This is a genomic window from Streptosporangium nanhuense (assembly GCF_059358815.1).
In genome coordinates this window covers 389,806-412,088 of the sequence record NZ_JCADBG010000002.1, presented here as the reverse complement: position 1 = coordinate 412,088, position 22,283 = coordinate 389,806, and the positions used below count along the sequence as shown (strand labels likewise).

The window sequence follows — 22,283 nt, the reverse complement described above, 5'->3', positions numbered from 1 at the left end:
CCCCTGGAGCCGAGGCCGTCACCTCGCCCCACGCCCCTCACCGTCGCACCGTGCCACGCCCCGGGCCGAGGTCGTCACCTCGCGCCACGTCCGGGGCGGGGCCGGTGGCGCGCGGGAACCGTACGCGGAAGGTGGCGCCCGCGCCGGGGCGGGAGACGACCGTGGCGTCGCCGCCGTGCGCGGCGGCGACGGCGGCGACGATGGACAGCCCGAGGCCCGCGCCCCCGTGGCGGGCACCGTCGCGGGGGGGACCGGCCCGGTGGAAACGCTCGAAGACCAGGGAGCCCTGCTCCTCGGTGAGGCCGGGGCCCTCGTCGGTCACCTCGACCACGGCGTGCTCGCCGTCCGCCCGGACCCTGACGACCGCCGGGGTCCCCTCGGGGGTGTGGCTGAGCACGTTGGCCAGCAGGTTGCCGACGATCTGGCGGATCCTGGCGGCGTCGCCGGGCACCTCGACGGGCCCCTCGCACTCCAGCGACAGCGGCCGGAGCGGCTCGATGGCGAGGGTGTCGGCCACCGCGTCGGCGGCGAGCGAGGTCAGCTCCACCGGGGAGCGTTCCAGGGGGCGGCCCTGGTCGAGGCGGGCCAGCAGCAGCATCTCGTCGACCAGGGAACCCATCCGGGTGGCCTCGGCCTCGATCCTGCGCATGGCCTTGGCCAGGTCTTCCGGCCGGGTGGCCGCGCCGCGCCGGAACAGCTCGGCGTAGCCGCGGATGGAGGCGATCGGGGTGCGCAGCTCGTGGGAGGCGTCGGCGACGAAACGGCGCAGCCGGTCCTCCGACGCCTCGCGCTCGCGGAACGCCTCCTCGATCTGGGCGAGCATCTGGTTGAGCGCGTGGCCCAGGCGGCCCACCTCCCCGGTGGGGGGCGCCGCCTCGATGCGGCGCTCCAGGTTTCCCTCGCCGATGGCCGCCGCGGTCTCGACGATGCGGTCCAGCGGGCGCAGCCCGCGGCCGATCAGGTGGGTGGCGAGCAGGGTCAGGCAGGCGAGCGCGAACACCGAGGAGCCGATCATGACCAGCGCGACGCGTTCGGTCAGCTCGTCGGAGGCGGCCATCAGCGCCTCGGGGGTGGTCAGGGCGAGCAGCCGGGCGCCGCCGTGGCCGCGCCAGTCCTGCAGCGCGCCGAACGTCGCCCCCGCCGCCGTCCCGAGCGCCAGGGCGACCAGGCCCACGACGGTGAGCACGAGGCGGGTCCGCAGCGACATCAGTCTTCCCTGGGCAGGCGCACGACGTATCCCACCCTGGGGACGGTGTGGATGAGCGGCGGGTGGGACGCGTCGACCTTGCGGCGCAGGTAGCTGATGTAGGTCTGCACGACCCCGTCGTTGCCGCCGAAGTCGTACTCCCACACGTGGTCGAGGATCTGCCGCTTGGAGACGACCTTGCCCGCGTTGGCCACCAGGAAGCGCAGCAGCTTGAACTCCGTCGGGGTGAGGTCGACGCGCCGGCCGTCGCGCCACACCTCGTGGGCGTCCTCCTCGATGACCAGGTCGGCGAAGGTCACCCTGCCGCCCTCGGCGCCGGTCCGCCGGGTCCGGCGCAGCACGGCGCGGACCCTGGCGATCAGCTCCTCCAGGCTGAACGGCTTGGTGACGTAGTCGTCGCCTCCCACGGTCAGCCCGCCGATCTTGTCCTCGGTGGCGTCGAGCGCGGTGAGGAAGACCACCGGCACCTCCGACCCCGTCATCCTGATCCGGTGGCAGACCTCCGTGCCGAGCACGTCGGGCAACATCACGTCCAGGACGATCAGGTCGGGGTCGAAGCTCGCGGCCAGCGACACCGCCGAGGCACCGGTTGCGGCGATCGCCGTCTCGAACCCCTCGTAGCGGAGGGCGGTTGCGACCAGATCGACGAGATAGGGCTCGTCGTCTACGACCAGTATGCGGCTCACCCGACAAGTCTCACCCGGCAGATCTTTGAAAGACCATAGAAAACTCTGTGAAAAGCGATTCACAGGCCTCTCCAAGGGCGGACACACAGGGATCGAAGATCTTTTTGTTGCACTGGGCGGCATGGAGAGAATCTCGGTTTTCGTGCTGCGACGCAAAGGGCTGGTCGCCCTGCTGGCCGTGCTGGGGTTCCTGGTGGGTATGGGCGCGACGCCGTTCGCGATCCAGCGGCTCTCCGAGCAATACTCACATCCAGGAATGCCCGCTTTCGAGGCCAATCAGGAAATTGTCAGAATTTACGGGAATGGCGGCTACCAGCGGCCGTTCGTCCCGGTAATCGTGTTCCCCGAGGGAATGCGTGCCACCGAGCGGAAGGAGGCCCTCGGCCGCGCGTTCGCCGCCGTCTCCGCCAGGCTTCCCCAGGCCCGCGTGGTCTCGTACGCCGGCACCGGCGACCCCCGGCTGGTCGGCTCCGACGGCCGGACCACGTTCGGGCTGGTCTTCCCCGGCACCTACTCCGACGGCAGCCCGCCGGGCGGCGGCCTCGGCGAGACGCCGAACGAGAGCCCGGTCATCGTCGAGGCGATGACCCCCGTGCTGCCGCCGGGCACGAGCGTCCACGTCACGGGGCTGGACACCCTCGCGCCGAGCGTGGACGCGGGCGGCGTGGACGTGCCCGCCAAGATCGGCATCGGGGTGGTCGCCGCGGTGCTCGTCCTGCTGCTGGTGTTCCGCTCGGCGCTGGCCTTCGTACCGCTCCTCATCGCGGTCCTGTCCATCTTCGTGTCGTTCATCGTGATCCTGGCGCTGACGCTGGTGACGACCGTGCACGACGTGGCCCTCACCACGATGCCCCTGCTGGGGCTGGGCATCGCGGTCGACTACTCGCTGCTGCTGGTGGCCCGCTGGCGGGAGGAGCGGGCCGGCGGGCACCGGGGCGACGAGGCCGTGCACCGGGCCATGGCGGGCGCTGGGCGGGCGGTGCTGTTCAGCGGCGTCGCGGTCGCGATCGGCCTGGTGACCATGGTGGTGCTGCCGGTGCCGTTCCTGCGCAGCCTCGGCCTCGCCGGAATGATCATCGCGGCGGTGAGCGTGGCCACGACGCTGACCGTGCTGCCGGTGCTGCTCGCCCTCACCGGGCAGCGGCTCGACCGCAGGCGCGCCCGCGACGGCCGGGGCGGGCTCCCCTTCCGGCGCGAGGCGCGGGCCGGGCGGGCCTGGTCGGCGTGGGCGCGCGGCGTGGTGCGGCTGCGATGGCCCGCCGCGCTGCTCACCGGCGGGGTGCTGGTCGCGCTGACGGTGACCGCCCTGGGCGTCAACCTCGGCCTGCCGGAGAGCAGGAACCTGCTGACCTCGGGCCCCGGCCATGAGGGGCTCTCCGCGCTGCGCCAGGCGGGCGTGCCCGCCGGCTCGATCACCCCGTTCGACGTCCTGGTGACCGGCGACCCCGCACGGACCGCCGAGAGGCTGCGGGGCGTGGAGGGCGTGTCGGCCGTGCTCGCCCCCGACGACCCGTCCTGGCGCCGCGACGGCACCGCCGTCGTCACCGTGCTCCCTGCGGCGGAGAACGGCACCGTGGAGGGCGAGGCGACCATCACCCGCGTACGCGAGGCGGCACCGGCCGGCGCGCGGGTCGGCGGCAACGCGGCGCAGAGCATGGACTTCCAGGAGCGCACCTACGGGGCGTTCCCCTGGATGCTCGGCCTGATCGCGCTGGTCACGTTCGTCATGCTGGCGCGGGCGTTCCGCTCGCTGCTGCTGCCGCTGAAGGCGATCGTCCTCAACCTGCTCTCGCTGGGCGCGGTGATCGGCGCGATGGTGGTGCTGTGGCAGTTCGGCTGGGGGACCAGGGAACTGCTGGACATCCAGCCCACCGGCTCGATCGGCGAGTTCGTGCCGCTCACCATCTTCGCCTTCCTGTACGGCCTGAGCATGGACTACGAGGTGTTCATCCTGGCCAGGATGCGCGAGGAGTACGACAGGTCGGGCAGCACGGAGCACGCGGTGATCGAGGGCGTGGGCCGCACCGGGCGGCTGGTCACCTCGGCGGCGCTGATCCTGTTCATCTCCTTCACCGCGCTGGCCATGACCCCCGAACTGGACGTGAAGGTGTTCGCCAGCGGCCTCGCCCTGGGCATCTTCCTGGACGCCACCCTCATCCGCGGCATCCTGGTCCCGGCGGTGGTCGCGATGATGGGCCGCTGGAACTGGTGGCTGCCCGTCTGGGCGGCACGGATCCTGCGGGTGAAGCCCTCGCCGCTGAGGGACGAGAACCCCGAGCCGGTCCGGATCCCGGAACCGGTCTAGGACCCCGGAACCGGTCCAGGACCCCGGAACCGGTCCCGCGAGTCCCGGTCCAGGCTCCGGAGCCGGTCCAGGACCCCGGGACCGGCTCCGGAGGCCGGTCACGCGGACAGCGACACGGCCACCGCCTCCCGGAGGCGGTGGCCGTTCGTGTGTCTCCCCGGCCGCCCAGCCCGTCAGGCGGCCGTCAGCACGGCCGCGGAGTTGAAGCCGCCGGAGCCTCGGGCCACGACCAGCGCGGCCGACAGCCCGTCCGCGGCCCTGGCCTCGGTGACCAGGTCCACGCCCTCGGGAGCGGTGGTGCCGGCGGTCGGCGGGATGACCCCGTGGGCCAGGGACAGGGCCGCCCACGCGACGTCGAGGGCCGCGCCGCCGGAACACAGGCGGCCGGTCATCGTCTTGGGCACCGTCACCGGCACGCGGCGAGCGCCGAACACCTCCCGCAGCGCCGCCACCTCCCGCGCGTCCCTGACCGGATCACCGGCTCCGTCGGCGAAGACCACCCCGACGTCGTCCGGGCCGAGCCCGGCGCGGGCGATCGCCTCGCGCATGGCCCTGGCGTACTGGCGGTGACCGGGAGCCGGGTCGGCCACGTGGTGGGCGTCGTGGGTGGAGGCGGTCCCGGCGATCTCGGCGTAGACCGTGGGGGCGCACCGGCCGAGGGCGCTGTGCCGGTCCTCCACGATGAGGATCGCGCCGCCCTCGCCGGGGACGTGGCCGCCCGCGCCGGGGGCGAAGGGCCGGTAGGCCGCGGCCGGGTCGCTCGCGCGGCTGACCGTCGCCTCGCCGGCCTGGCAGGCGAGCGCGTACGGCGACAGCGGCGCCTCGGTGCCCCCGGTCACGACGACCTCGGTGCCCCGGCGGATCAGCCGGGCCGCCTCGGCCAGCGCGTCGATCGCCCCGGCCGCGTCCGCGACCAGCACCCCGCAGGCACCCTTGAGCTGGTGCTTGATGGACAGCTGGCCGCTGCCGGCGGCGTAGAACCAGCCGATGGACTGGTAGGCGCTCACCGCCCGGGGGCCCTTGCTCCACAGCGCCTGGATCTCCCGCTGCCCGAAGGCGTTCCCCCCGGAGGCCCCGGCGGTCACCACCGACAGGTCGAACGGGTCCTCCCTCGCCGGGTCGAGGGCGGCGTCGGCCAGAGCGAGCCCGGTGGCGGCGAGGGCGAACCAGGTCCAGCGGTCGGTCTGCACCAGCAGCTTGCTGTCGACGAACTCGCGCTCGTCGAAACCGGTGACCTCCCCCGCGAGCCGGATCGGCGCCCCGGTGACGTCGAACGACGTCACCGGGGCGATCCGGCTCCGCCCGGTCAGCGACTCCTCCCAGTGCTCGGCCACGCCGATCCCCGTCGGGGCGACCACGCCGATCCCGGTTATCACCGCTCTGCGGTCGCTCATCGGCCCGCCTCCGGCTCAGAGAAGATCATCGGCTCAGAGAAGGTCATCGGCTCGCCTCCGGATCAAAGAAGATCATCTGCTCGCCTCCGGCTCAGAGAAGATCATCGCGGACTGGAAGCCGCCGAAGCCGCTGCCCGCGGAGAGCGCGTGCGCGGCGGACACCTCGCGGGCGACCAGGGGGGTGTAGTCGAGGTCGCACTCGGGGTCGGGGACGGTCAGGTTCGCGGTGGGCGGGACCACGCCCCGCTGCAGCACCAGGGCGCAGGCGGCCATCTCGATCGAGCCGACCGCGCCGAGCGAGTGGCCGATCACCGACTTGATCGAGCTGATCGGCACCCGCCGGGCGTGGTCGCCGAGGCTCCGCTTGTAGGCCGACGTCTCGTGCCGGTCGTTCTGCCTGGTCCCCGACCCGTGGGCGCTGACGTAACCGATGTCCTCGGGGTTGAGCCCGGCCTGGCCGAGCGCGTCGGCGATGGCCTCGCCCAGTTCGAACCCGTCGGGTCGCAACCCGGTCATGTGGAACCCGTTGGCCCGCGCGGCGTAGCCGGTGACCTCGCAGTAGACGCGGGCGCCGCGCCGGCGGGCGTGCTCCAGCTCCTCCACCACCAGCACCGCCGCGCCCTCGCCGAGGACGAAGCCCCTGCGCCCGGCGTCGAAGGGCCGCGAGGCCGCCTCGGGCTCGCCGTTGGCCGGGCTGGTGGCGCGGATGGCGTCGAAGCACGCCACGGTGATGGGGGAGATCGGCGCGTCCGACGCCCCCGTGATCATCATGTCCGCCTCGCCGTCCTGGATGAGCCGGTAGGCCCGGCCGATCGCGTCGATGCCGGAGGTGCAGCCGGTCGAGACGACGGCGGCCGGGCCGTGCGCGCCGAACCGGACCGCGAGCTCGGCCGCCGCGCTGGAGGGCACCAGCGACTGGTAGAGGAACGGCTTGAGGTGGCGGTGGTCCACCTCCCAGTCCCTGCCGTGGTCGCTGGCGACGACGTACTCCTGCTCCAGGGTGATGGTGGCCCCCACCGCCGAGCCGAGGCTGACCCCGGCCCGCTCGGGGTCGGCCGCGCCGAGGTCGAGGCCGGAGTCGGCCACCGCCTCGTCGGCGCAGGCGACGGCGAGCTGGGCGAAGCGGTCCATCCGCCGGACCTCGCGCGGGGTGAGCCCGCAGGCGGCCGGGTCGAAGTCGACCTCGGCCGCGATCTGGGAGCGGAACGGGGACGGGTCGAAGGCGGTGATCCGGCGGACGGCCGGTTTGCCGTCCACGATCCGGTTCCAGAACTCCTCCCGGCCCACCCCGCCCGGGGCGATCACCCCGATGCCGGTGACGACGACGCGCCTCACGTTCCCGCCCTCTCCGGGTGGGACTCGGTGTCGACGTGCCCGAGTTCGGGCCTCGGGGCGAGCGGGCTGAGCTGGAAGACCACGAGCACGTCGTCCTCGCCGACGTTGGTGAGGCGGTGCCTGACGTGGCGGGGGACGAGCAGCGCCTGCTCGGCGCCGACGGTGAGCGGCTCGCCGTCGAGTTCCACCCTGAGCGTCCCGGTCGCGACGAACACGTACTCCTCCGAGTAGGGGTGGTAGTGCTCGGAGACGCCCTCCCCCGGCGCCAGCCGCACGGCCCCGCAGAAGCCCGACGAGGAGCCGCAGGTCGCCGGGGAGACCAGGGTGCGCAGGTCGCCGCCGCGCCCGGTGTTGGACGGCACGTCGTGGAAACCCACGACGCGGCGGCGGCGCCGCTCCACCCTCTCCTTGATCAGCGACATCTGGACCGCGGAATTGGCGTTGATCCGGTCGGTCATCCCCCGGGTGTCGACCGGGGCCTCGGGCCTCATGTGGAAGTCCTGCACCCAGCGCATGCGGGTACGGTCGGGGCCGAGCTCCTCGTAGACCCAGGTGATGTTCATGAACTCGAACGGCCCGGTCTCCACCCTGCGCGCCCGGACCGTCCAGGTGTCGCGGTCCCAGGAGCGCTCCGACACCCACGACCAGACGCGGTCCTGCTCGTCGGGGTGCATGGTGAGCCGGAAGGTCACCGAGTCGTCCGACTCGGCGAGAACCTCCACCTTGGCGTACTCGGAGAAGAGCTCCGGCCAGCTCCGGACGTCGTTCGTCTGGTCCCAGACGAATCCGATGGGCGCGTCGATCTCGATCGCGTTGTCGGTGTGTCCGATCATGATGTGCGTTCTCCCTCTCAGACGCCGGTCGCGGCCAGCCGCTCGGTCACGAGTGCTCTCATCAGGGACGGCGTGGCCTCGGCCGTCAGCTGTTCCTCCACGTCCACGCCGAACCGGTCCTGGATCCGGGTGGCGATCTCCACCCGGGCCAGCGAGTCGAGGTCCAGCTCGTCGAAGCTGAGCTCCAGGGCGTCGTCCCCGGCCGCGGGGTCCAGGCCCACGGCGAGCAGCAGTTCGCGCACGTTCTCGTCGGTGAATGGCATCGTCGTCGCTTCCTGTCGTCGGTCGGTGTCGGTGTCTGTGGGGTGCCTGCCGGTGTCTTGGGCCCCGCCCGTCGCGGTGGTGCGGGAGGTGTCGCGGTGGTGCCTGCCGCCGTCGCGGCGGTGCGGGTCGATGTCTCTGCGGTGCCCGCCGCCGTCGCGGTGGTGCCGAAAGGCGTACCGGGAGGCTCAGGCCGGTGCCCCCGGGGGCCGGCCGTCGTCGCGTACGGCGTCGACGAGCCAGATGCGTGCCGAGCCGACCTCCCGCGGGTCCGCCATCGCGGGGACCGGACGCCCCAGCCTCCGGGCGAGGTCGGCCTGGTGGGTCACCGTGGCACGCCAGCCGTACCCGGCGAGCCACGTCTCCGGGTCCTCCACGGCGGACCGCCAGGCGGCCTGGGTGGAGGCGAGCCTGCTCATCGCGGGCCGCATCTGCGGCAGGTCGGCGTACGCCCGGTTGACGTGCTCGACGGCGAGCCTGCTGCCGGGGAGCGACAGCCCGGAGACCTCGCCGAGGACGCGCGCGCCGTCTTCCGGCGTGAGGTACATCAGCACGCCCTCGATCAGCCAGGCGATCGGCTCGCCGGGGTCGAGGCCCGCGGCCAGCAGCGGCGACGACCAGTCCTCGCGCAGGTCGGCGGGGACGACCGTACGGTCGCAGGCGGGCCGGGCGCCCTGGCCGGCCAGCGCCTTCTCCTTGCGGGAGACCAGGTCCGGCAGGTCGAGCTCGAACAGGCGGGTGCCCTCGGGCCATTCGAGCCGGAAGGCGCGGGTGTCGAGGCCTGCGGCGAGCAGGACCACCTGCCGCCGTCCCGCCGCCGCGGCCTCGCGCAGCCGGTCGTCGAAGAAGCGGGTGCGCAGGACGAAGTGCTCCCCGGCGCGGCGGCCCGCCTCGCTGATCCCGGTGACCCGCCCCGCGGCGTCGGCGAGCGGTCCGGCCAGCGGGTCGTCGAAGAGCCGGTCGGGGCGCGCGCTCTCGGCCTCCCTGGCCTGGGCTGTCACCACCGCGGTGCGGCTCACGCCGGCGGGCGGGCCGGGGTGTCCGGTGGGTCGGGTCATTCCTCGCTCCTGTCTGCGGTGAAGTCGACGGCCATGGTCAGCCGGTAGGTCTCGCGGTAGACCAGCCGGTCGAAGGTGAGGCGCATGAACGCGTCGCGCGCCGCGCAGGCGAGCGGGTGCCGCCAGCGGGTGAGCTCGCCGTTGGCCCGCGACCGCCGGACCATGCGGGCGGTGCGGTCCACCCGCCGCGCCTCGTAGGCGGCCAGCGCCCGCGGCACGTCGCCGCCGGTGAGCTCGTCGGCCAGCACGAGGGCGTCCTCGATCGCCTGGCCCGCGCCCTGGCCGAGGTTGAACGTCATGGGGTGGGCCGCGTCGCCCAGCAGCGTCACCGGGCCGTGGCTCCAGCGCCGCAGCGGGGGCCGGTCGAAGACGTGCACCGGGGTGACGTCGTCCGCCCCGGTGGCCGCGATCAGGCCGGGAACCGGATCGGGCCAGCCGGCGAACTCCGCGGCCAGCATGTCGAGGGCGCTCACCCCGAGCCTCGGGGCGATCCGGTCGCCGAGCACCCCGTCCCAGTAGACGTGGTCGTCGGCGAGCCGGTAGCAGACGAACCACCGGCCGCGTCCCCACGTGCTGAGGAAAGTGTTCGCGGGCACCCCGGAACCCGGCAGCCGGATCACCCCCTGGAAGGCGGTGAACCCGGCGTAGCGGGGCGGCGGGTCCCCGGGGAGCAGCGCGGCGCGTACGGCCGAGCGCAGCCCGTCCGCGCCGACGAGCAGGTCGGCCCGCTCCTCGCGGCCGTCGCCGAACCGGGCGACGACACGGTCGCCCTCCACGGTGAGGCCGGTGAAGCGGGAGCCCGTCACGAGGTCGTCCCCCACCTGGCCGGCGAGGAGGTCGTGCAGTCCGGGGCGGCTGACGCCGTAGACGGGGGCGCCGAGAGGCCCGGCCATGCGCGCCATGGACCACTCCGCGATCCGGCGTCCGCGCGCGTCCCTGAACAGGTGCCGGTGCAACTCGTGACCGATCTTGCGCACCCCGGGCTCCAGCCCGAGCCCGCGCAGCGCCAGCACGGCGTTGTGCCAGAGCACCAGCCCGTGCCCCGCCCGTGCCGCGCGCGTCCCGGGGGCGCGTTCGTGCACGCTGACCTCCGCTCCCGCGGCCCGCAGCGCCAGTGCGGCGGTCAGCCCGCCGATGCCTCCCCCGACGACGACCACCCTCACGCGGGCCCCCGCGCGACGGCCCCCGCGGCGGGCTCGGCCTCCGCCTCCGCCTCCGCCTCCGTCTCCGCTTCGGCTTCGGGTGAGGTTCCGGCTTCGGGTGAGGTTCCGGCCGGCGCGCCCGCCTCCGTCTCCGCCCTGATCAGGAAGCGCAGGGAGCGGGCCCCGCTCAGGCACTCCCGCATCGGCCGGACGAGCTCGCGGTGCTCCTCGGTGGCCTCCCAGGCGAGGAAGTCGGCCAACCGGCGCCACTCGCTGGTGATCAGCCACTGCTCGGGGTCGGTGGCCGACTGGCAGACCTGGTCCTTGAGGTGCCCCGGTACGCCGCCGGAGACCTCGTACCGGATCTTCTCGTAGGCGGCCAGGAAGTCCTCCCGCCGCCCGGCGAGCACCCTGACCAGGAAAACGATCCGGGCCCTCACCGGGGACCCCCCACCCCGGGCGGCGGCCCGCCTCCGAGTTCCGAGCCGAACTCGAACCTGCCCAGCACCGGCACGCAGCTCCCGTACAGGCCGTCGGAGGCCTCGCTGGTCAGGAAGGCCACGACCCTGGCGACCAGGTCGGGGGTGACGGTGTGGTCGAAGTTCATCCCCGGGCGTTCCCGGCGCTTGCCGGGGGTGTCGGCCATGGTCATGACGATCGTGTTGGCGTGGATGCCGCCCCGCTTCACCTCGTGCGCGATGGAGCGGACCCAGGCGACCAGGGCCGCCTTCGCCGCGGCGTACGCCGACAGCGCGGGCAGCGGCTCGCCGGCGAGCGGGGTGCTGAAGTAGACCAGCCGCGCGCCCTCGGTCAGGTGCGGCAGGACCGCCTGGGTGGCGGTGACGGCCGACAGGAAGTTGTCGCGCAGCATCCGCTCGTAGACGCCGGCGTCCGTCAGGAACAGCGGCCCGGCCCGGAAGCCGCCGACCATGTGGACCAGCCCGTCGAGCCTGCCGAAGCGCCTGACCGCCTCCTCGGCGGCCAGGCGGGCGCCCTCGGGGTCGGAGACGTCCGTGGCGAGCGTCTCGACGCGCCCGGCGACGCCGTGCCGCCCCTCCAGCAGGGCGAGGCGGTCCTTGTCGCGGCCGGTGAGCAGCAGCCGGTCGCCCCTGGCGCCGAGCAGCTCGACCACAGCCTCGGCGAGCTGCCCGGTGGCCCCGGTGACGATGAGGGCGGGGGCGGTCATCGGACCGGCTCCGCGACCCGGGTGGTCACGTGGTCCATCAGGGCCGACAGGAAGAAGGCCCTCGCGCCGTCGGGGGCGCCCATGTCGCGCGGGACCGCGAGGTAGCCGTCCAGCTCGCGCTCCAGCCTCTGGATGCCCGGCTGCCTGGACAGGTGTGCCATCACGCTCGGCAGGTTGCCGTCGATCTCGATGACACGGATGACCGTGGTGCCCTTCATGAAGATCGAGGTGCTCAGCAGCCGGGTGCCGTCGGGGGTCTCCCACTCGGGAGGGTCGTAGCTCGACAGCAGTTCCCTCACCGCCGCCTCCGCACCGGGCCTGATCTGGAAGGTGATCGCGTAGCGTTGCATCGGGCTTCCCTGGGTCGGGGGCGGCCGTCCGCCGCCTTCGGGAACAGCCTGTTCGCGGGGGGCCCGGCTGTCTTCCGCCCCGCGGCCGGACCTGCGCTCCCCCGGTGGTGGGGCCCTCTCCGCCACGGGCGGGAGCCCGCGGCTCCTCCCCTGCCGCCTGCCCGCGCGGGACAGGGCCACGTTCACCAAGCAACCATTTGCTTTTCTTTCTACTGAAAAGCTTGTTGACGAAATCGCGGGCGCCGGGACTCGCGAATATCTCGCCCGCGCGCCGAACGGTCGCAAATGATGTGATTTATCCGGCTATTTCTTAGGAACCCCTGAGGTAACCCTGTGAGAACCCATAGAACGGCCGGGTGACGCGTACCAGAGAGGCACCGTCACACCCCCGACGTGCGGCCGAAGACATCCGGCTGAAGCCCGGTAGACGCCCTCATTAGTCAAAGAATAGAATCTTAATGGAGTCTGTGACAGCCCATATAATTTGCTTGATATAGTCACTTTTTCTGACTACGCTCACCTTTCATGGGGGAACGACGGGGCAAAACAACCCAAGAAAGCAAGCACCTCTCATCTTCAGCACGTAGCCGATCTCAGCGGATCCCAACGGGGTGGGTCCGATGAGCACCTTCCTCGGCTACCTCATCTCAGAGCTGAGCTGGACCGACCTGCTGTGCTCGACGGTGGCGGCGCTCCTGGCCGTCGTGTCGTCCACACTCGGCACCCGCCGGCACACCAGGTCCATGCTGGCCAGGAGCGAGAGCGCCGCGACACTTCACGAACGGCGCCGGATCGCCCGCGACCTGCACGACGGCGTGGGCCACGGCCTGACCGTCATCGCCCTCCAGGCCCGGCGGCTGACCGGCTCACCGGCGACGGCCCGCCACGTGGCCCAGATCATCGAGGAGACGGTCCAGGCGACCCTGGCCGACCTGCGAGGGACCCTGGCCGACCTGCGGCACGAGCCGTCTCCCCCGAGGGGGAGGCCCGGCCTCCCCCTCGGGGAGGAACCGCGGCACCACGACGACGGCGTGCTCCTGTCGACCAGGCTGACCGAGCTCGCCGGGCACTATCCCTTTCCCGACCTGGTCGTGCGGCTGCGCAACGTCGCCGCCGAACGCCACGTGCCGCCCGAGGTCGCCCGGACGGCGTTCCGCGTCGCCCAGGAGGCCCTGACGAACGCGCTCAAGCACAACACCGGCCCGGTCCACCTGGAGGTCGGCTTCGGCGAGAAGCTGAGCGTCTCGGTGATCAACGAGACGCGCTCCCCCGGTGTGATGGCGGTGGCCATGCCCCTCCCCCGCACGCAGGGCGGCACGGGGCTGCACGGCCTGTCGGAACGCGTCGCCGAGCAGGGAGGCCACCTGGAGTCGGGGCCGCTGACCGGGGGCGGTTTCGTCACCCGGGCCGTCATTCCGGTGACCTCCGCCATCTCCGGAGAGGACCAGCCATGCGGAAGATCCGCGTCCTGATCGCCGACGACCAGCCGCTGATCCGCAGCGGCCTGCACGCCATCTTCGACGGGGTGCCGGACATCGTGGTGGTCGGGGAGGCACGGCACGGGGTGCAGGCGGTGCAGTCGGTCAAGACGCTCCGCCCGGACGTCGTGCTGATGGACATCAACATGCCGCGCATGGACGGCATCACCGCCACCAGGGAGATCTGCAAGCTGGGTGCCGACTATCCCGCGAAGGTCGTCATCCTGACCATCTACGACCAGGACGAGCACGTCTTCGAGGCGCTGCGCAGCGGGGCCAGCGGCTTCATCCTCAAGCACACGCCCACCGACCGCCTGGTCGACGCCGTGCGCGAGGTCGCCGAGGGCGACGCCCTGCTGTCGCCCTCGGTGACGCGCAAGCTCATCGACGAGTTCGCCAGGCGCCCGGTGCTCTCGGCCGCGCCGACCGCCGTGCTCGGCCAGCTCACCGAGCGGGAGCGCGAGGTGTTCCAGCTGCTCGTACGGGGGTACGGCAACGACGAGATCGCCCGCGCGCTCGTGCTCGGCGACAGCACGATCAAGTCGCACGTCCAGCATCTCTACCAGAAGCTCGGCGTGCGCGACCGCGTGCAGATCGTGATCTTCGCGTACGAGAACGGCCTGGTCGCGGCCACCCCCCGGGGCTGACGCGACCCCGGCGCCCGAAGGCGGCCGCCCCCCGGAGGGAGGCGGCCGTCCCGCGCCCGGCCCCCCGCGAGCGCGGGCCGTCCCGCCCTCGCGAAAGCGAACCGGCTCTCTCGAGACCCCGCGACTCCACGCGGGCGGCCCGGCTCCTCGCGGAGCCCCACACGGGCAACCCGGCTCCCCGGCGCGCACACAGGCCGACCGGCTCCCCCCGGGCCCTCACGGAAGCGGCCCGGCTCCCCTCGGGGAGGGAGACGGTCCCCTCCCCGGAGGAGCGCCGGGTTCACGCCGGCGGCGGGCGACACCGGCCGGGCCGCGTTCCTACGGTGGGACAGACCCGATCGACCGGCCACCGAGGAGTGCCCGTGCCCGACCAGATCCTGATCGTCGCCCGCCTCAGCCCCGGCGGTTCCGGCGAGGTCTCCCGCCTCTTCGGCGAGTCCGACGCCGGCGAGCTCCCCCGCGCGCTCGGGGTGACGCGTCGCGACCTGTTCCTCTACCGGGACCTCTACCTTCACCACGTCGAGTTCGAGGGCTCCGCCGCCGAGGCGATGGCGCTCGCCCGCGGGCGGGAGGACTTCCTGCGGCTGAGCGGGGACCTCGACCCGCACGTCAGGCCGTACGACCCGGACACCTGGCGCGGCCCCGCCGACGCGATGGCGCGGCGGTTCTACCACTGGACCCCCGAGGAGCGCGCCCTGTGACGATCTCACCCGCCGCCGCACCCGCCGCACCGGCCACCGCTCCCGGACTGTGGGCGCGCTGCCCCGGCTGCGCGGCCATCGTCTACGCCCCCCGCCTGGCCCGCACGCAGCGCGTCTGTCCCGAGTGCGGTCACCACCACCGGCTGAGCGCCGTCGAGCGGCTTCGCACGCTGGTGGACGACGGCTCCTTCCGCGCCGCCGCGCAGGTGCGCGGCGGCGACCCGCTGGGCTTCACCGACTCCCGGCCCTACCCCGAGCGCCTGGCCCAGGCGCGCGTGCGCACCGGCCTGGACGACGCCGTCCTGCACGGCACCGCGACCGTCGGCGGCCACCGCGTGGTCGTCGCCGTCATGGACTTCTCCTTCCTCGGCGGCAGCATGGGCTCGGCCGTCGGCGAGGCCGTCACCCGCGCCTGCGAGCGGGCCCTGGACGAGCGCGTCCCGCTGGTCCTGGCGGTCGCCTCCGGCGGCGCCCGCATGCAGGAGGGCGGCTTGTCCCTGATGCAGATGGGCAAGACCGCCCAGGCGATGCGGCGGCTGCGGCGAGCGGGCGTGCTCAGCGTCTGCGTGCTGACCGACCCCACCTTCGGCGGGGTCACCGCCTCGTTCGCCACCCTCGGGGACGTGCTGGTCGCCGAGCGCGGCGCGCTCGTCGGCTTCGCCGGGCCGCGCGTCATCGCCTCGGCGACCCGCGAGAAGCTCCCCCGGGGATTCCAGAGCGCCGAATACCTCGCCGCGCGAGGCATGCTCGACCGGGTCGAACCCCGCGACGGCCTGCGCCCCCTGCTCGCCCGGCTGCTCTCCACGACCGGCGGAGCCGCCTCTCCCGGGCACGCCCCCGAGCCGCCTTCCGGCGGGCCCGCGGCGGTGATCCGCGACCCGGGCGAGCTGTCCGGCGCGCCGTCCGCCCGGGAGACCGTGCGGCTGGCCCGCGACACCCGGCGCCCGACCGCCCTCGACTACATCTGGCACCTGTGCTCGGACTTCGTGGAGCTCCACGGCGACCGCGCGCACGGCGACGATCCGGCGATCGTCGGCGGCACCGGCCTGATCGACGGGACGCCGGTGATGGTCATCGGCCACCAGAAGGGCCACGACACCTCGGAGCTGGTCGCCAGGAACTTCGGCCTCGCCCACCCCGAGGGGTACCGCAAGGCGCTGCGGCTGATGTCGCTGGCCGACCGGCTCGGCCTGCCGGTGGTGACCCTCGTCGACACCCAGGGCGCGGCCCCCGGCGTCGGAGCCGAGGAACGCGGCCAGTCCTGGGCGATCGCCGAGTGCCTGGCCGGCATGTCGGAGCTGTCGGTCCCGGTGGTCGCGACCGTGGTCGGAGAGGGCGGCAGCGGCGGGGCGCTCGCCTTGGCGGTGGCCAACCGGGTGCTGATGCTGCGCCACGCCGTCTACTCGGTGATCAGCCCGGAGAGCTGCTCGACGATCCTGTACGGCGACCCCTCGCACGCTCCCGAGCTGGCCGAGTCCCTGCGGATCACCGCGCCGGAGCTGCTGCGGCTCGGCGTCGTCGACGGCGTCGTGCCCGAGCCGCGGGGCGGCGCGCAGGAGGATCCGGTGGCTGCGATGGACGCGCTCAAGGCGGCCGTCCTGGAGTCGCTGCGCGAACTGTCCGGGCTGAGCGGCGACGAGCTGCGCAAGCACCGCCACGAGAGGTTCCGCGGGCTGGGAGTGATCGAAGGTGGATGAGCGGACCGCCCGCGGACCGGCCCCCGAGACCTCCGGGAGACCGGCCCCCGAGACGGCGGTGAGACCGATCCCCGAGACGGCCGGGACACCGGCTTCCGGCACCACAGGGAGGCCGGCCTCCGAGGCCGCCGGGAGATCCGGCTCCGGGGAGGACCCGCACGCGGCGATGCGGCTGCTGCGCGAGGAGGCCGGCAACCTCGTCAAGACCGTTCCCGGCCCGCTGGCGGCCATCTCCCTGCGCCTGGGCGAGTGCGCCCTGGAGGTGACCTGGGCCTTCCCGCGGCCCGCCGCGCCGGACGCGCGGCCCGTCGCCGCGGCCGTCCCAGAACAGGCCGTCACCGGGCGGGCCACGCGACCTGCGGGGCCCGGCCCCCTCGACGGGACGCGGGAGCACTCCTCGCCGTACGCGGTGACCGCTCCCCTGGTCGGCACCTTCTACGTCGCCGCCGAGCCGGGGGCCCCGCCCTTCGTGCAGCCGGGCGACCGGGTGGACGCCGGTCAGACGGTCGGCGTCGTCGAGGCGATGAAGCTGATGAACCCGGTCGTCGCCGGGCACGCGGGCGAGGTCGTCGAGGTGGTCGCGGGCGACGGCGAGCCGGTGGAGTACGGGCAGGTCCTGGTACGGCTGCGGACGGGCGACGCATGAGTTTCTCGAGGATGCTCATCGCCAACCGGGGTGAGATCGCGCTGCGCGTGGCCAGGACCTGCCGCGAGATGGGCATCGAGACCGTCGCCGTGTACTCCACCGCCGACCGGGACGCCCGGTTCGTGGCCTACGCCGACAGGGCCGTCCACATCGGCCCGGCCCCGGCGCGGCGCAGCTACCTCTCCGTGCCCGCCGTCATCGAGGCGGCGCTGCAGACCGGGGCGGAGGCGATCCACCCGGGCTACGGCTTCCTGTCGGAGGACGCCGACTTCGCCCGGGTCTGCGCGGACAACGGGATCACCTTCGTCGGTCCCGCTCCCGAGGTCATGGAGTGCGTCGGCGACAAGGCCCGGGTGCGTTCCCTGATGGCCGAGGCCGGACTGCCCGTCCTGCCCGGCAGCGACGGCGCCGTGCCCTCGGTGGCCGAGGCCGAGCGGATCGGCGCCGAGATCGGCTACCCGGTCATCGTGAAGGCCGCCGCGGGCGGCGGCGGGCGGGGCATCGAGGTGGCGCGCGACCGGGCCGAGCTTCGCGACGTCCACCGGCGCACCACCGCGTTCGCCCGGCAGATGTTCGGCAACGGCGACGTCTACATCGAGCGGTTCGTGCCCGTGGCCCGCCACGTGGAGGTGCAGTTGCTGGGAGACTCCGCCGGGACCGTCGTACACCTGGGAGAGCGCGACTGCTCGCTGCAGCGGCGCAACCAGAAACTCGTCGAGGAGGCGCCCTCCCCCGCGCTGCCCGAGGAGGTGCGCGCGCGGCTCGGCGAGTACGCGGTGGCCGGCGCGCGGCACGTCGGCTACACCGGCGCGGGGACGATGGAGTTCCTGGTCGGCCGGGGCGGGGAGGCGACCTTCATGGAGATCAACGCCCGCATCCAGGTCGAGCACCCTGTCACCGAGATGCTCACCGGGATCGACCTGGTCAGGGAGCAGATCCGGGTGGCCGCGGGCGAGCGCCTGTCCTTCACCCAGGAGCAGGTCCGCCTCACCGGCGCGGCTATCGAGTGCCGGGTGAACGCCGAGGACCCCCGCGCGGGGTTCCGTCCCGCCCCCGGCCGCCTGGCGGTCTTCCGCCCGCCCGGCGGGCCCGGCGTGCGGGTCGACTCCGGGTTCGCCCAGGGCGACGCGATACCGCCGGACTACGACTCGCTGATCGCGAAACTGGTCGTCTGGGCGCCCACCCGGCGGGAGGCCATCGCCAGGGCCGACCGCGCGCTCGCCGAGTTCGCCGTGGAGGGGCCGGGGGTGGTCACCACCATCCCGCTGCTGCGCGACCTGCTCGCACAACCGGGGTTCGCGGCCGGTGAGCACAGCACCGGATTCGTGGCCGCGTTCATGAGCGAACGAGGACATATACGCTGGTCTGCGTAAACTTTTCTGAATGCCATCGTAAATCCGGGGTACTCGCCACCACATGACCGATTCTCAGGGAATCATCGGAGCCCGCTACCGCCTGCTCGAACGCATCGGACGAGGAGGCATGGGAACGGTCTGGCGAGCGCGCGACGAGGTCCTCGGCCGCGAGGTGGCGATCAAGGAGGTCATCCCCTCCCCCGACCTCACCGGCCCCGAACGCGAGGTCTTCACCGTACGAACCCTCAGGGAGGCCCGTGCCGCCGGGCGGATCGGGCACCCGGGGGTGGCGACGGTCTACGACGTGATCGAGGAGCAGGGGCGCCCCTGGATCGTCATGCAGCTGGTCGACTCCCGCACGCTCGGAGCGGTGATCAGGGAGGACGGGCCGCTGCCGCCGATGCGGGTGGCGCGGATCGGGCTGGAGGTGATGAGCGCGCTGCTCGCCGCCCACCACGCGGGCGTCCTGCACCGCGACGTGAAGCCGGACAACGTGCTGATCGCCGCGGACGGGCGGGCCGTGCTCACCGACTTCGGCATCGCCGTCCTGGAGGGCGACTCGTCGATCACCAGGACCGGTTCGCTCATCGGCACCCCGGCGTTCATCGCGCCGGAGCGGGCGAGCGGCGGTCCGGCCGAGTTCGCCTCCGACCTGTGGTCGCTCGGAGTGACGCTCTACGTGGCCGTCGAGGGGCGCTCCCCCTTCGAGCGGGCCCACCCGCTGGCGACGCTCAGCGCCGTCATGCACCAGGAGCCGTCACCGATGCGCTTCGCCGGACCGCTCGCCCCGGTGATCTACGGCCTGCTCCACAAGGATCCCGCGCGGCGCATGTCCGCCCGCGAGGTGCAGGTCCATCTGACCTCGCTGGTGAACGGCACCGCGCCGCAGCCGACCATGCCCATCGAGCTGCCCGTCGACCTGTCCGCGGAGCTGCCCGTCGAGACGCCGGCCGAGGCGCGCTCTGGGCGGTCGAGCGGGCCCTACCCGGTGGTCCCCGTGGCCGCCGCGATCCCGAACGGCGCTCCCACCGCTCCGGCCGGGGCCATGCCGCCCATGCCGCCCGCGTCGACCTGGTCCGGGCCGGAAGCCGAGCCGGTCCCGGCCTCCTCCGGGAGACGGCGCCCGGCGATGGCCGCCCTGGTCGCGGCGGCGCTCGCCATCGCCGTGACCGCGGGAGGACTGGCGTGGGTCGCCGCCAACTCCCCGTCCCAGGGCCCCAAGGAGCCGCCGACCTCCTCCAGCGTGGCACCCGACAAGGGGAAGCCATCGAAGGAGGCGGAGCAGGCGAAGGTCCCCGCGCGCGACGAACCCACCCGGAACGGCCAGGACGGGGGGACCTACGACCGTCCGGCCCCGGAGAGGTCGGGGAACGGCGACCCCGCCCCACGGGACAGGCCGACGGGCGAGCCCTCGTCCAAGCCGACGGGCAAACCCTCCCAGCAGCCCTCCCAGGAGCCCGAGGAGAACCCCGCCGAGCAGGAGCCGGAAGGGGACCAGGGCGACGGGAGCGGCGAGGGCTCGGGGCAGGAAGACACCCCGGGCGAGGGTCAGCAGGGCGACTCACCCGACCAGGTCGACCCCGGCGCCGGGACGGCCGCGCTCGACACGAGCCCCTGAGGCACGCCGACCCCTGAGGCACGCCGAATCCTGAGGCACGCCGACGCGAAGACCAGCGGACCACGCCGCGACGGCCGCGCCCGGCACGACCCCCGGGGCGCGTCGAGGCCGTGACCGGTGAGCCGCGCTAGGACTCGGCGGCGACGATCTCCAGGGCGCGGGCCAGGTCGTCGGGGTAGGCGGTGCTGAAGGAGACCCACTCTCCGGTGGTGGGGTGCTCGAAGGCCAGCGAGACCGCGTGCAGCCACTGCCGGCCCACCCCCAGGCGCGCGGCCAGGGTGGGGTCGGCCCCGTACAGCATGTCGCCGACGCACGGGTGGCGCAGCGCCGACATGTGGACCCGGATCTGGTGGGTGCGGCCCGTCTCCAGCTTGATGTCCAGCAGCGACGCCGCGCGGAACGCCTCGATCGTGTCGTAGTGGGTGACCGAGTCCTTGCCCCCGGCCACGACCGCCCAGCGGCCGTCGCCGACGGGGTGGCGGTCGATCGGCGCGTCCACGGTGCCGCGGTGCGGGTCGGGGTGGCCCTGGACCAGCGCGTGGTAGCGCTTGTCGACCGTACGCTCCTTGAAGGCCCGCTTCAGGTGGGAGTAGGCGTGCTCGCTCTTGGCCACGACCATCGCGCCGGTGGTGTTGGCGTCCAGCCGGTGCACGATGCCCTGGCGCTCGGCCGCGCCGCTGGTCGACACCCGGTGGCCGGTGCCCAGCAGGCCGCCGATCACGGTGGGCCCGGTCCAGCCGGTCGTCGGGTGGGCGGCCACGCCGATGGGCTTGTTGACGACGACGATGTCGTCGTCCTCGTACACGATCTGCATGCCCGGCACCGGCTCGGCCACCGGCATCGGCGTGGTGGGCGGCGGCGGGAGGGTGACCTCCAGCCACGCGCCGCCGTGGACCCGGTCGGACTTGATCGCGGTCGAGCCGTCGACCAGCACGTCGCCAGCGACGATCAGCTCCGCCGCGCGCGTGCGGGAGAGGCCGAACAGGCGTGACAGGGCGGCGTCGAGGCGCTCGCCCTCCAGCCCGTCGGGGACGGGGAGGCTTCGCCGGTCAGCCATCGCTGTTCTCCTTGCCTTCCTTCGTGGTTGTGGCGGTCTTGGTGGTCTTCGCGGATCCCGTGTCGCGCGTGCCGTCGATCTGGTAGCCCCGCCAGGCGAGGAGGACCGCCAGGATGCCGCCGCAGACGATCGCCGAGTCGGCGATGTTCCAGACCGGGAAGTGACCGGGGAAGGTCTCGATGAAGTCGACCACGTGCCCCTGGAGCGGCGAGGGCCTGCCGGGGCCGAAGCCCGAGGGCCAGCGGAAGATCCGGTCGGTGAGGTTGCCGAGCGCCCCGCCCAGCAGCAGGCTCAGCGTGATCGCCCAGGGCAGGCTGCGCAGGTTGCGCGCGGTGCGCAGGATCGCCACCACGACGACGGCCGCGACACAGGTGAAGACGATCGTCATCCCGGTGCCGAGACTGAAGGCGGCCCCCGAATTGAAGATCACCCGGAACTGGAGGAGGTCCGGGATGACGACGAGCGGCTCCCTGCCCTCCAGGGTCCTCAGCACGAGGGTCTTCGTGGCGAGGTCGAGGGCGTAGACGATGGGGACGATCGTCGCGAGCACGGCGATCCGCCGCCGCCTCGGGAGCGGGGCGGCCGGAGCCGCCCCCTCCTCGATGTCGCCGGTCAGCGGCGCTCCTCCCGCTGCTTGCAGGCCACGCACAGCGTCGCCCTCGGAAACGCCTGCAGGCGCTCCTTTCCGATCGGCTGATGGCACGATTCGCACACTCCGTAGGTCCCCGCGTCGATCCGGGCGATCGCTCGCTCGTTCTGCGCGACCAGGTCGCGCGAGTTCAGGGTAAGGGCGATTTCGCGCTCGCGTTCATACGTCCGGGCTCCGGCGTCGGCCTGATCGTCTCCCGCACCGTCGGTGACGTCGCTGGACGCGATCTCCGTCTCGGCCTTGGCGATCTCCGCGGTGAGCTCGTGGATCTCCGCGGCGAGCTGCCCGCGGACCTCCTTCAGCTCCTCGGCCGACCAGGTGACGACGGCGCCGTCCTGGGACGGCGCCACCGCGCTGTTGTCTGCGCGCACGGTCGCGGCCATGGCGGCCTCCTTGTTCGATGGACCGTCTCCAATGTGGTAAACGGTGCGGGCAGCTTAGGTCGCCCATAACAGAACGGCAAACGACCCGCCGCAATCTTTACCACTCCCGTAACATCCGGTCGCTTCCCCCTGATTCCGCCCAGCGGACCTCAATACGGGGAAGCTTCCGGGGGTCGGGTGCGTTATCGTGTGGAGCCTGCAAGGCGTTGATGGGGACAGCAACCTCCGCATCACCTCGCACGAGCGACCCGGGGACGGTGCGAGCCCGGGGCGAGGCGCGAAGGCACGATCACCC

22 protein-coding genes are annotated in these 22,283 nt (G+C 73.3%); 8 read left to right on the top strand and 14 right to left on the bottom strand.

From position 1 onward, the window contains the following. Positions 1–37 precede the first annotated feature (37 nt). Positions 38–1,207 (bottom strand): sensor histidine kinase, encoded by a 1,170-nt coding sequence (locus tag AC5L38_RS06720; RefSeq protein ID WP_495241867.1) that lies wholly within the window; start codon positions 1,205–1,207, stop codon positions 38–40. Further along, positions 1,207–1,893, bottom strand: coding sequence for a response regulator transcription factor (locus tag AC5L38_RS06715; protein WP_495241866.1), 687 nt, complete (start codon positions 1,891–1,893; stop codon positions 1,207–1,209). The genes AC5L38_RS06720 and AC5L38_RS06715 overlap by 1 nt, the downstream gene beginning before the upstream one ends. Before the next feature lie 121 nt (positions 1,894–2,014). Here AC5L38_RS06715 and AC5L38_RS06710 point away from each other — a divergent pair, with 121 nt between their 5' ends. Further along, on the top strand, positions 2,015–4,198 hold the full coding sequence (locus tag AC5L38_RS06710; protein ID WP_495241865.1) for an MMPL family transporter: 2,184 nt from the start codon (positions 2,015–2,017) through the stop codon (positions 4,196–4,198). 173 nt (positions 4,199–4,371) lie between these two features. On the opposite strand, the gene AC5L38_RS06705 is transcribed toward AC5L38_RS06710, so the two are convergent. The 9 genes from AC5L38_RS06705 to AC5L38_RS06665 all read right to left on the bottom strand — a co-directional run bounded on the left by AC5L38_RS06705 (position 4,372) and on the right by AC5L38_RS06665 (position 11,757). Then, positions 4,372–5,592 (bottom strand): beta-ketoacyl synthase N-terminal-like domain-containing protein, encoded by a 1,221-nt coding sequence (locus AC5L38_RS06705; protein ID WP_495241864.1) that lies wholly within the window; start codon positions 5,590–5,592, stop codon positions 4,372–4,374. A gap of 72 nt (positions 5,593–5,664) precedes the next feature. Then, a complete protein-coding gene (locus AC5L38_RS06700) occupies positions 5,665–6,927 on the bottom strand; it encodes a beta-ketoacyl-[acyl-carrier-protein] synthase family protein (RefSeq protein WP_495241863.1) in 1,263 nt (420 codons plus the stop codon). Beyond that, the gene (locus tag AC5L38_RS06695) at positions 6,924–7,760 is read right to left on the bottom strand and encodes a cupin domain-containing protein (protein WP_495241862.1); all 837 of its coding nucleotides are present in this window, start codon (positions 7,758–7,760) and stop codon (positions 6,924–6,926) included. The genes AC5L38_RS06700 and AC5L38_RS06695 overlap by 4 nt, the downstream gene beginning before the upstream one ends. Before the next feature lie 17 nt (positions 7,761–7,777). Next, positions 7,778–8,023 (bottom strand): phosphopantetheine-binding protein, encoded by a 246-nt coding sequence (locus AC5L38_RS06690; RefSeq protein ID WP_495241861.1) that lies wholly within the window; start codon positions 8,021–8,023, stop codon positions 7,778–7,780. Between the two features lie 186 nt (positions 8,024–8,209). Continuing rightward, positions 8,210–9,079, bottom strand: coding sequence for an SAM-dependent methyltransferase (locus AC5L38_RS06685; RefSeq protein WP_495241860.1), 870 nt, complete (start codon positions 9,077–9,079; stop codon positions 8,210–8,212). After that, positions 9,076–10,242 (bottom strand): FAD-dependent monooxygenase, encoded by a 1,167-nt coding sequence (locus AC5L38_RS06680; RefSeq protein ID WP_495241859.1) that lies wholly within the window; start codon positions 10,240–10,242, stop codon positions 9,076–9,078. The genes AC5L38_RS06685 and AC5L38_RS06680 overlap by 4 nt, the downstream gene beginning before the upstream one ends. Then, the gene (locus AC5L38_RS06675; protein ID WP_495241858.1) at positions 10,239–10,661 is read right to left on the bottom strand and encodes an antibiotic biosynthesis monooxygenase family protein; all 423 of its coding nucleotides are present in this window, start codon (positions 10,659–10,661) and stop codon (positions 10,239–10,241) included. The genes AC5L38_RS06680 and AC5L38_RS06675 overlap by 4 nt, the downstream gene beginning before the upstream one ends. Then, complete coding sequence (locus AC5L38_RS06670) at positions 10,658–11,407, bottom strand: SDR family oxidoreductase (protein WP_495241857.1); 750 nt, start codon at positions 11,405–11,407, stop codon at positions 10,658–10,660. The genes AC5L38_RS06675 and AC5L38_RS06670 overlap by 4 nt, the downstream gene beginning before the upstream one ends. Next, positions 11,404–11,757 carry a SchA/CurD-like domain-containing protein gene (locus AC5L38_RS06665; protein ID WP_495241856.1) on the bottom strand — a complete coding sequence of 118 codons (354 nt, stop codon included), beginning with the start codon at positions 11,755–11,757 and terminating at the stop codon, positions 11,404–11,406. The genes AC5L38_RS06670 and AC5L38_RS06665 overlap by 4 nt, the downstream gene beginning before the upstream one ends. 620 nt (positions 11,758–12,377) lie before the next feature. Between AC5L38_RS06665 and AC5L38_RS06660 the strand changes: the two genes are divergently transcribed. From AC5L38_RS06660 to AC5L38_RS06630, 7 genes are all read left to right on the top strand, one after another. Beyond that, a complete protein-coding gene (locus AC5L38_RS06660; RefSeq protein WP_495241855.1) occupies positions 12,378–13,229 on the top strand; it encodes a sensor histidine kinase in 852 nt (283 codons plus the stop codon). Further along, a complete protein-coding gene (locus AC5L38_RS06655; RefSeq protein ID WP_495241854.1) occupies positions 13,208–13,882 on the top strand; it encodes a response regulator in 675 nt (224 codons plus the stop codon). Before AC5L38_RS06660 ends, AC5L38_RS06655 begins: the two co-directional genes overlap by 22 nt. Before the next feature lie 362 nt (positions 13,883–14,244). Next, positions 14,245–14,583: a TcmI family type II polyketide cyclase gene (locus AC5L38_RS06650; protein ID WP_495241853.1), complete on the top strand. Its 339-nt coding sequence runs from the start codon at positions 14,245–14,247 to the stop codon at positions 14,581–14,583. Then, positions 14,580–16,280 carry an acetyl-CoA carboxylase carboxyltransferase subunit alpha gene (locus AC5L38_RS06645; RefSeq protein WP_495241852.1) on the top strand — a complete coding sequence of 567 codons (1,701 nt, stop codon included), beginning with the start codon at positions 14,580–14,582 and terminating at the stop codon, positions 16,278–16,280. Before AC5L38_RS06650 ends, AC5L38_RS06645 begins: the two co-directional genes overlap by 4 nt. Beyond that, positions 16,273–16,926, top strand: coding sequence for an acetyl-CoA carboxylase biotin carboxyl carrier protein (locus AC5L38_RS06640; RefSeq protein WP_495241851.1), 654 nt, complete (start codon positions 16,273–16,275; stop codon positions 16,924–16,926). Before AC5L38_RS06645 ends, AC5L38_RS06640 begins: the two co-directional genes overlap by 8 nt. After that, entirely contained in the window at positions 16,923–18,299 is a 1,377-nt protein-coding gene (locus AC5L38_RS06635; RefSeq protein ID WP_495241850.1) for an acetyl-CoA carboxylase biotin carboxylase subunit, read from the top strand. Before AC5L38_RS06640 ends, AC5L38_RS06635 begins: the two co-directional genes overlap by 4 nt. A 43-nt stretch (positions 18,300–18,342) precedes the next feature. Next, positions 18,343–19,899 carry a serine/threonine-protein kinase gene (locus AC5L38_RS06630; RefSeq protein ID WP_495241849.1) on the top strand — a complete coding sequence of 519 codons (1,557 nt, stop codon included), beginning with the start codon at positions 18,343–18,345 and terminating at the stop codon, positions 19,897–19,899. A 127-nt stretch (positions 19,900–20,026) separates the two neighbouring features. Here AC5L38_RS06630 and AC5L38_RS06625 read toward each other — a convergent pair whose 3' ends face one another. The 3 genes from AC5L38_RS06625 to AC5L38_RS06615 are packed head-to-tail and all read right to left on the bottom strand — an operon-like array spanning position 20,027 to position 21,988. Then, positions 20,027–20,956 carry an RluA family pseudouridine synthase gene (locus tag AC5L38_RS06625; RefSeq protein ID WP_495241848.1) on the bottom strand — a complete coding sequence of 310 codons (930 nt, stop codon included), beginning with the start codon at positions 20,954–20,956 and terminating at the stop codon, positions 20,027–20,029. Further along, positions 20,949–21,605, bottom strand: a complete 657-nt coding sequence (locus AC5L38_RS06620; protein ID WP_495241847.1) for a signal peptidase II — start codon at positions 21,603–21,605, stop codon at positions 20,949–20,951. The genes AC5L38_RS06625 and AC5L38_RS06620 overlap by 8 nt, the downstream gene beginning before the upstream one ends. Further along, positions 21,569–21,988 carry a TraR/DksA family transcriptional regulator gene (locus tag AC5L38_RS06615; RefSeq protein WP_495241846.1) on the bottom strand — a complete coding sequence of 140 codons (420 nt, stop codon included), beginning with the start codon at positions 21,986–21,988 and terminating at the stop codon, positions 21,569–21,571. The genes AC5L38_RS06620 and AC5L38_RS06615 overlap by 37 nt, the downstream gene beginning before the upstream one ends. Positions 21,989–22,283 lie beyond the last annotated feature (295 nt).

What these genes read in the sequence shown, in the direction of transcription:
- AC5L38_RS06710 (WP_495241865.1), top strand. Translation starts at nt 2,015, where the DNA reads ATGGAGAGAATCTCGGTTTTCGTGCTGCGACGCAAAGGGCTGGTCGCC.
- AC5L38_RS06625 (WP_495241848.1), bottom strand. Translation starts at nt 20,956, where the DNA reads ATGGCTGACCGGCGAAGCCTCCCCGTCCCCGACGGGCTGGAGGGCGAG.
- AC5L38_RS06670 (WP_495241857.1), bottom strand. Translation starts at nt 11,407, where the DNA reads ATGACCGCCCCCGCCCTCATCGTCACCGGGGCCACCGGGCAGCTCGCC.
- AC5L38_RS06635 (WP_495241850.1), top strand. Translation starts at nt 16,923, where the DNA reads ATGAGTTTCTCGAGGATGCTCATCGCCAACCGGGGTGAGATCGCGCTG.
- AC5L38_RS06630 (WP_495241849.1), top strand. Translation starts at nt 18,343, where the DNA reads ATGACCGATTCTCAGGGAATCATCGGAGCCCGCTACCGCCTGCTCGAA.
- AC5L38_RS06655 (WP_495241854.1), top strand. Translation starts at nt 13,208, where the DNA reads ATGCGGAAGATCCGCGTCCTGATCGCCGACGACCAGCCGCTGATCCGC.
- AC5L38_RS06690 (WP_495241861.1), bottom strand. Translation starts at nt 8,023, where the DNA reads ATGCCATTCACCGACGAGAACGTGCGCGAACTGCTGCTCGCCGTGGGC.
- AC5L38_RS06660 (WP_495241855.1), top strand. Translation starts at nt 12,378, where the DNA reads ATGAGCACCTTCCTCGGCTACCTCATCTCAGAGCTGAGCTGGACCGAC.
- AC5L38_RS06685 (WP_495241860.1), bottom strand. Translation starts at nt 9,079, where the DNA reads ATGACCCGACCCACCGGACACCCCGGCCCGCCCGCCGGCGTGAGCCGC.
- AC5L38_RS06695 (WP_495241862.1), bottom strand. Translation starts at nt 7,760, where the DNA reads ATGATCGGACACACCGACAACGCGATCGAGATCGACGCGCCCATCGGA.
- AC5L38_RS06665 (WP_495241856.1), bottom strand. Translation starts at nt 11,757, where the DNA reads ATGCAACGCTACGCGATCACCTTCCAGATCAGGCCCGGTGCGGAGGCG.
- AC5L38_RS06615 (WP_495241846.1), bottom strand. Translation starts at nt 21,988, where the DNA reads ATGGCCGCGACCGTGCGCGCAGACAACAGCGCGGTGGCGCCGTCCCAG.
- AC5L38_RS06720 (WP_495241867.1), bottom strand. Translation starts at nt 1,207, where the DNA reads ATGTCGCTGCGGACCCGCCTCGTGCTCACCGTCGTGGGCCTGGTCGCC.
- AC5L38_RS06705 (WP_495241864.1), bottom strand. Translation starts at nt 5,592, where the DNA reads ATGAGCGACCGCAGAGCGGTGATAACCGGGATCGGCGTGGTCGCCCCG.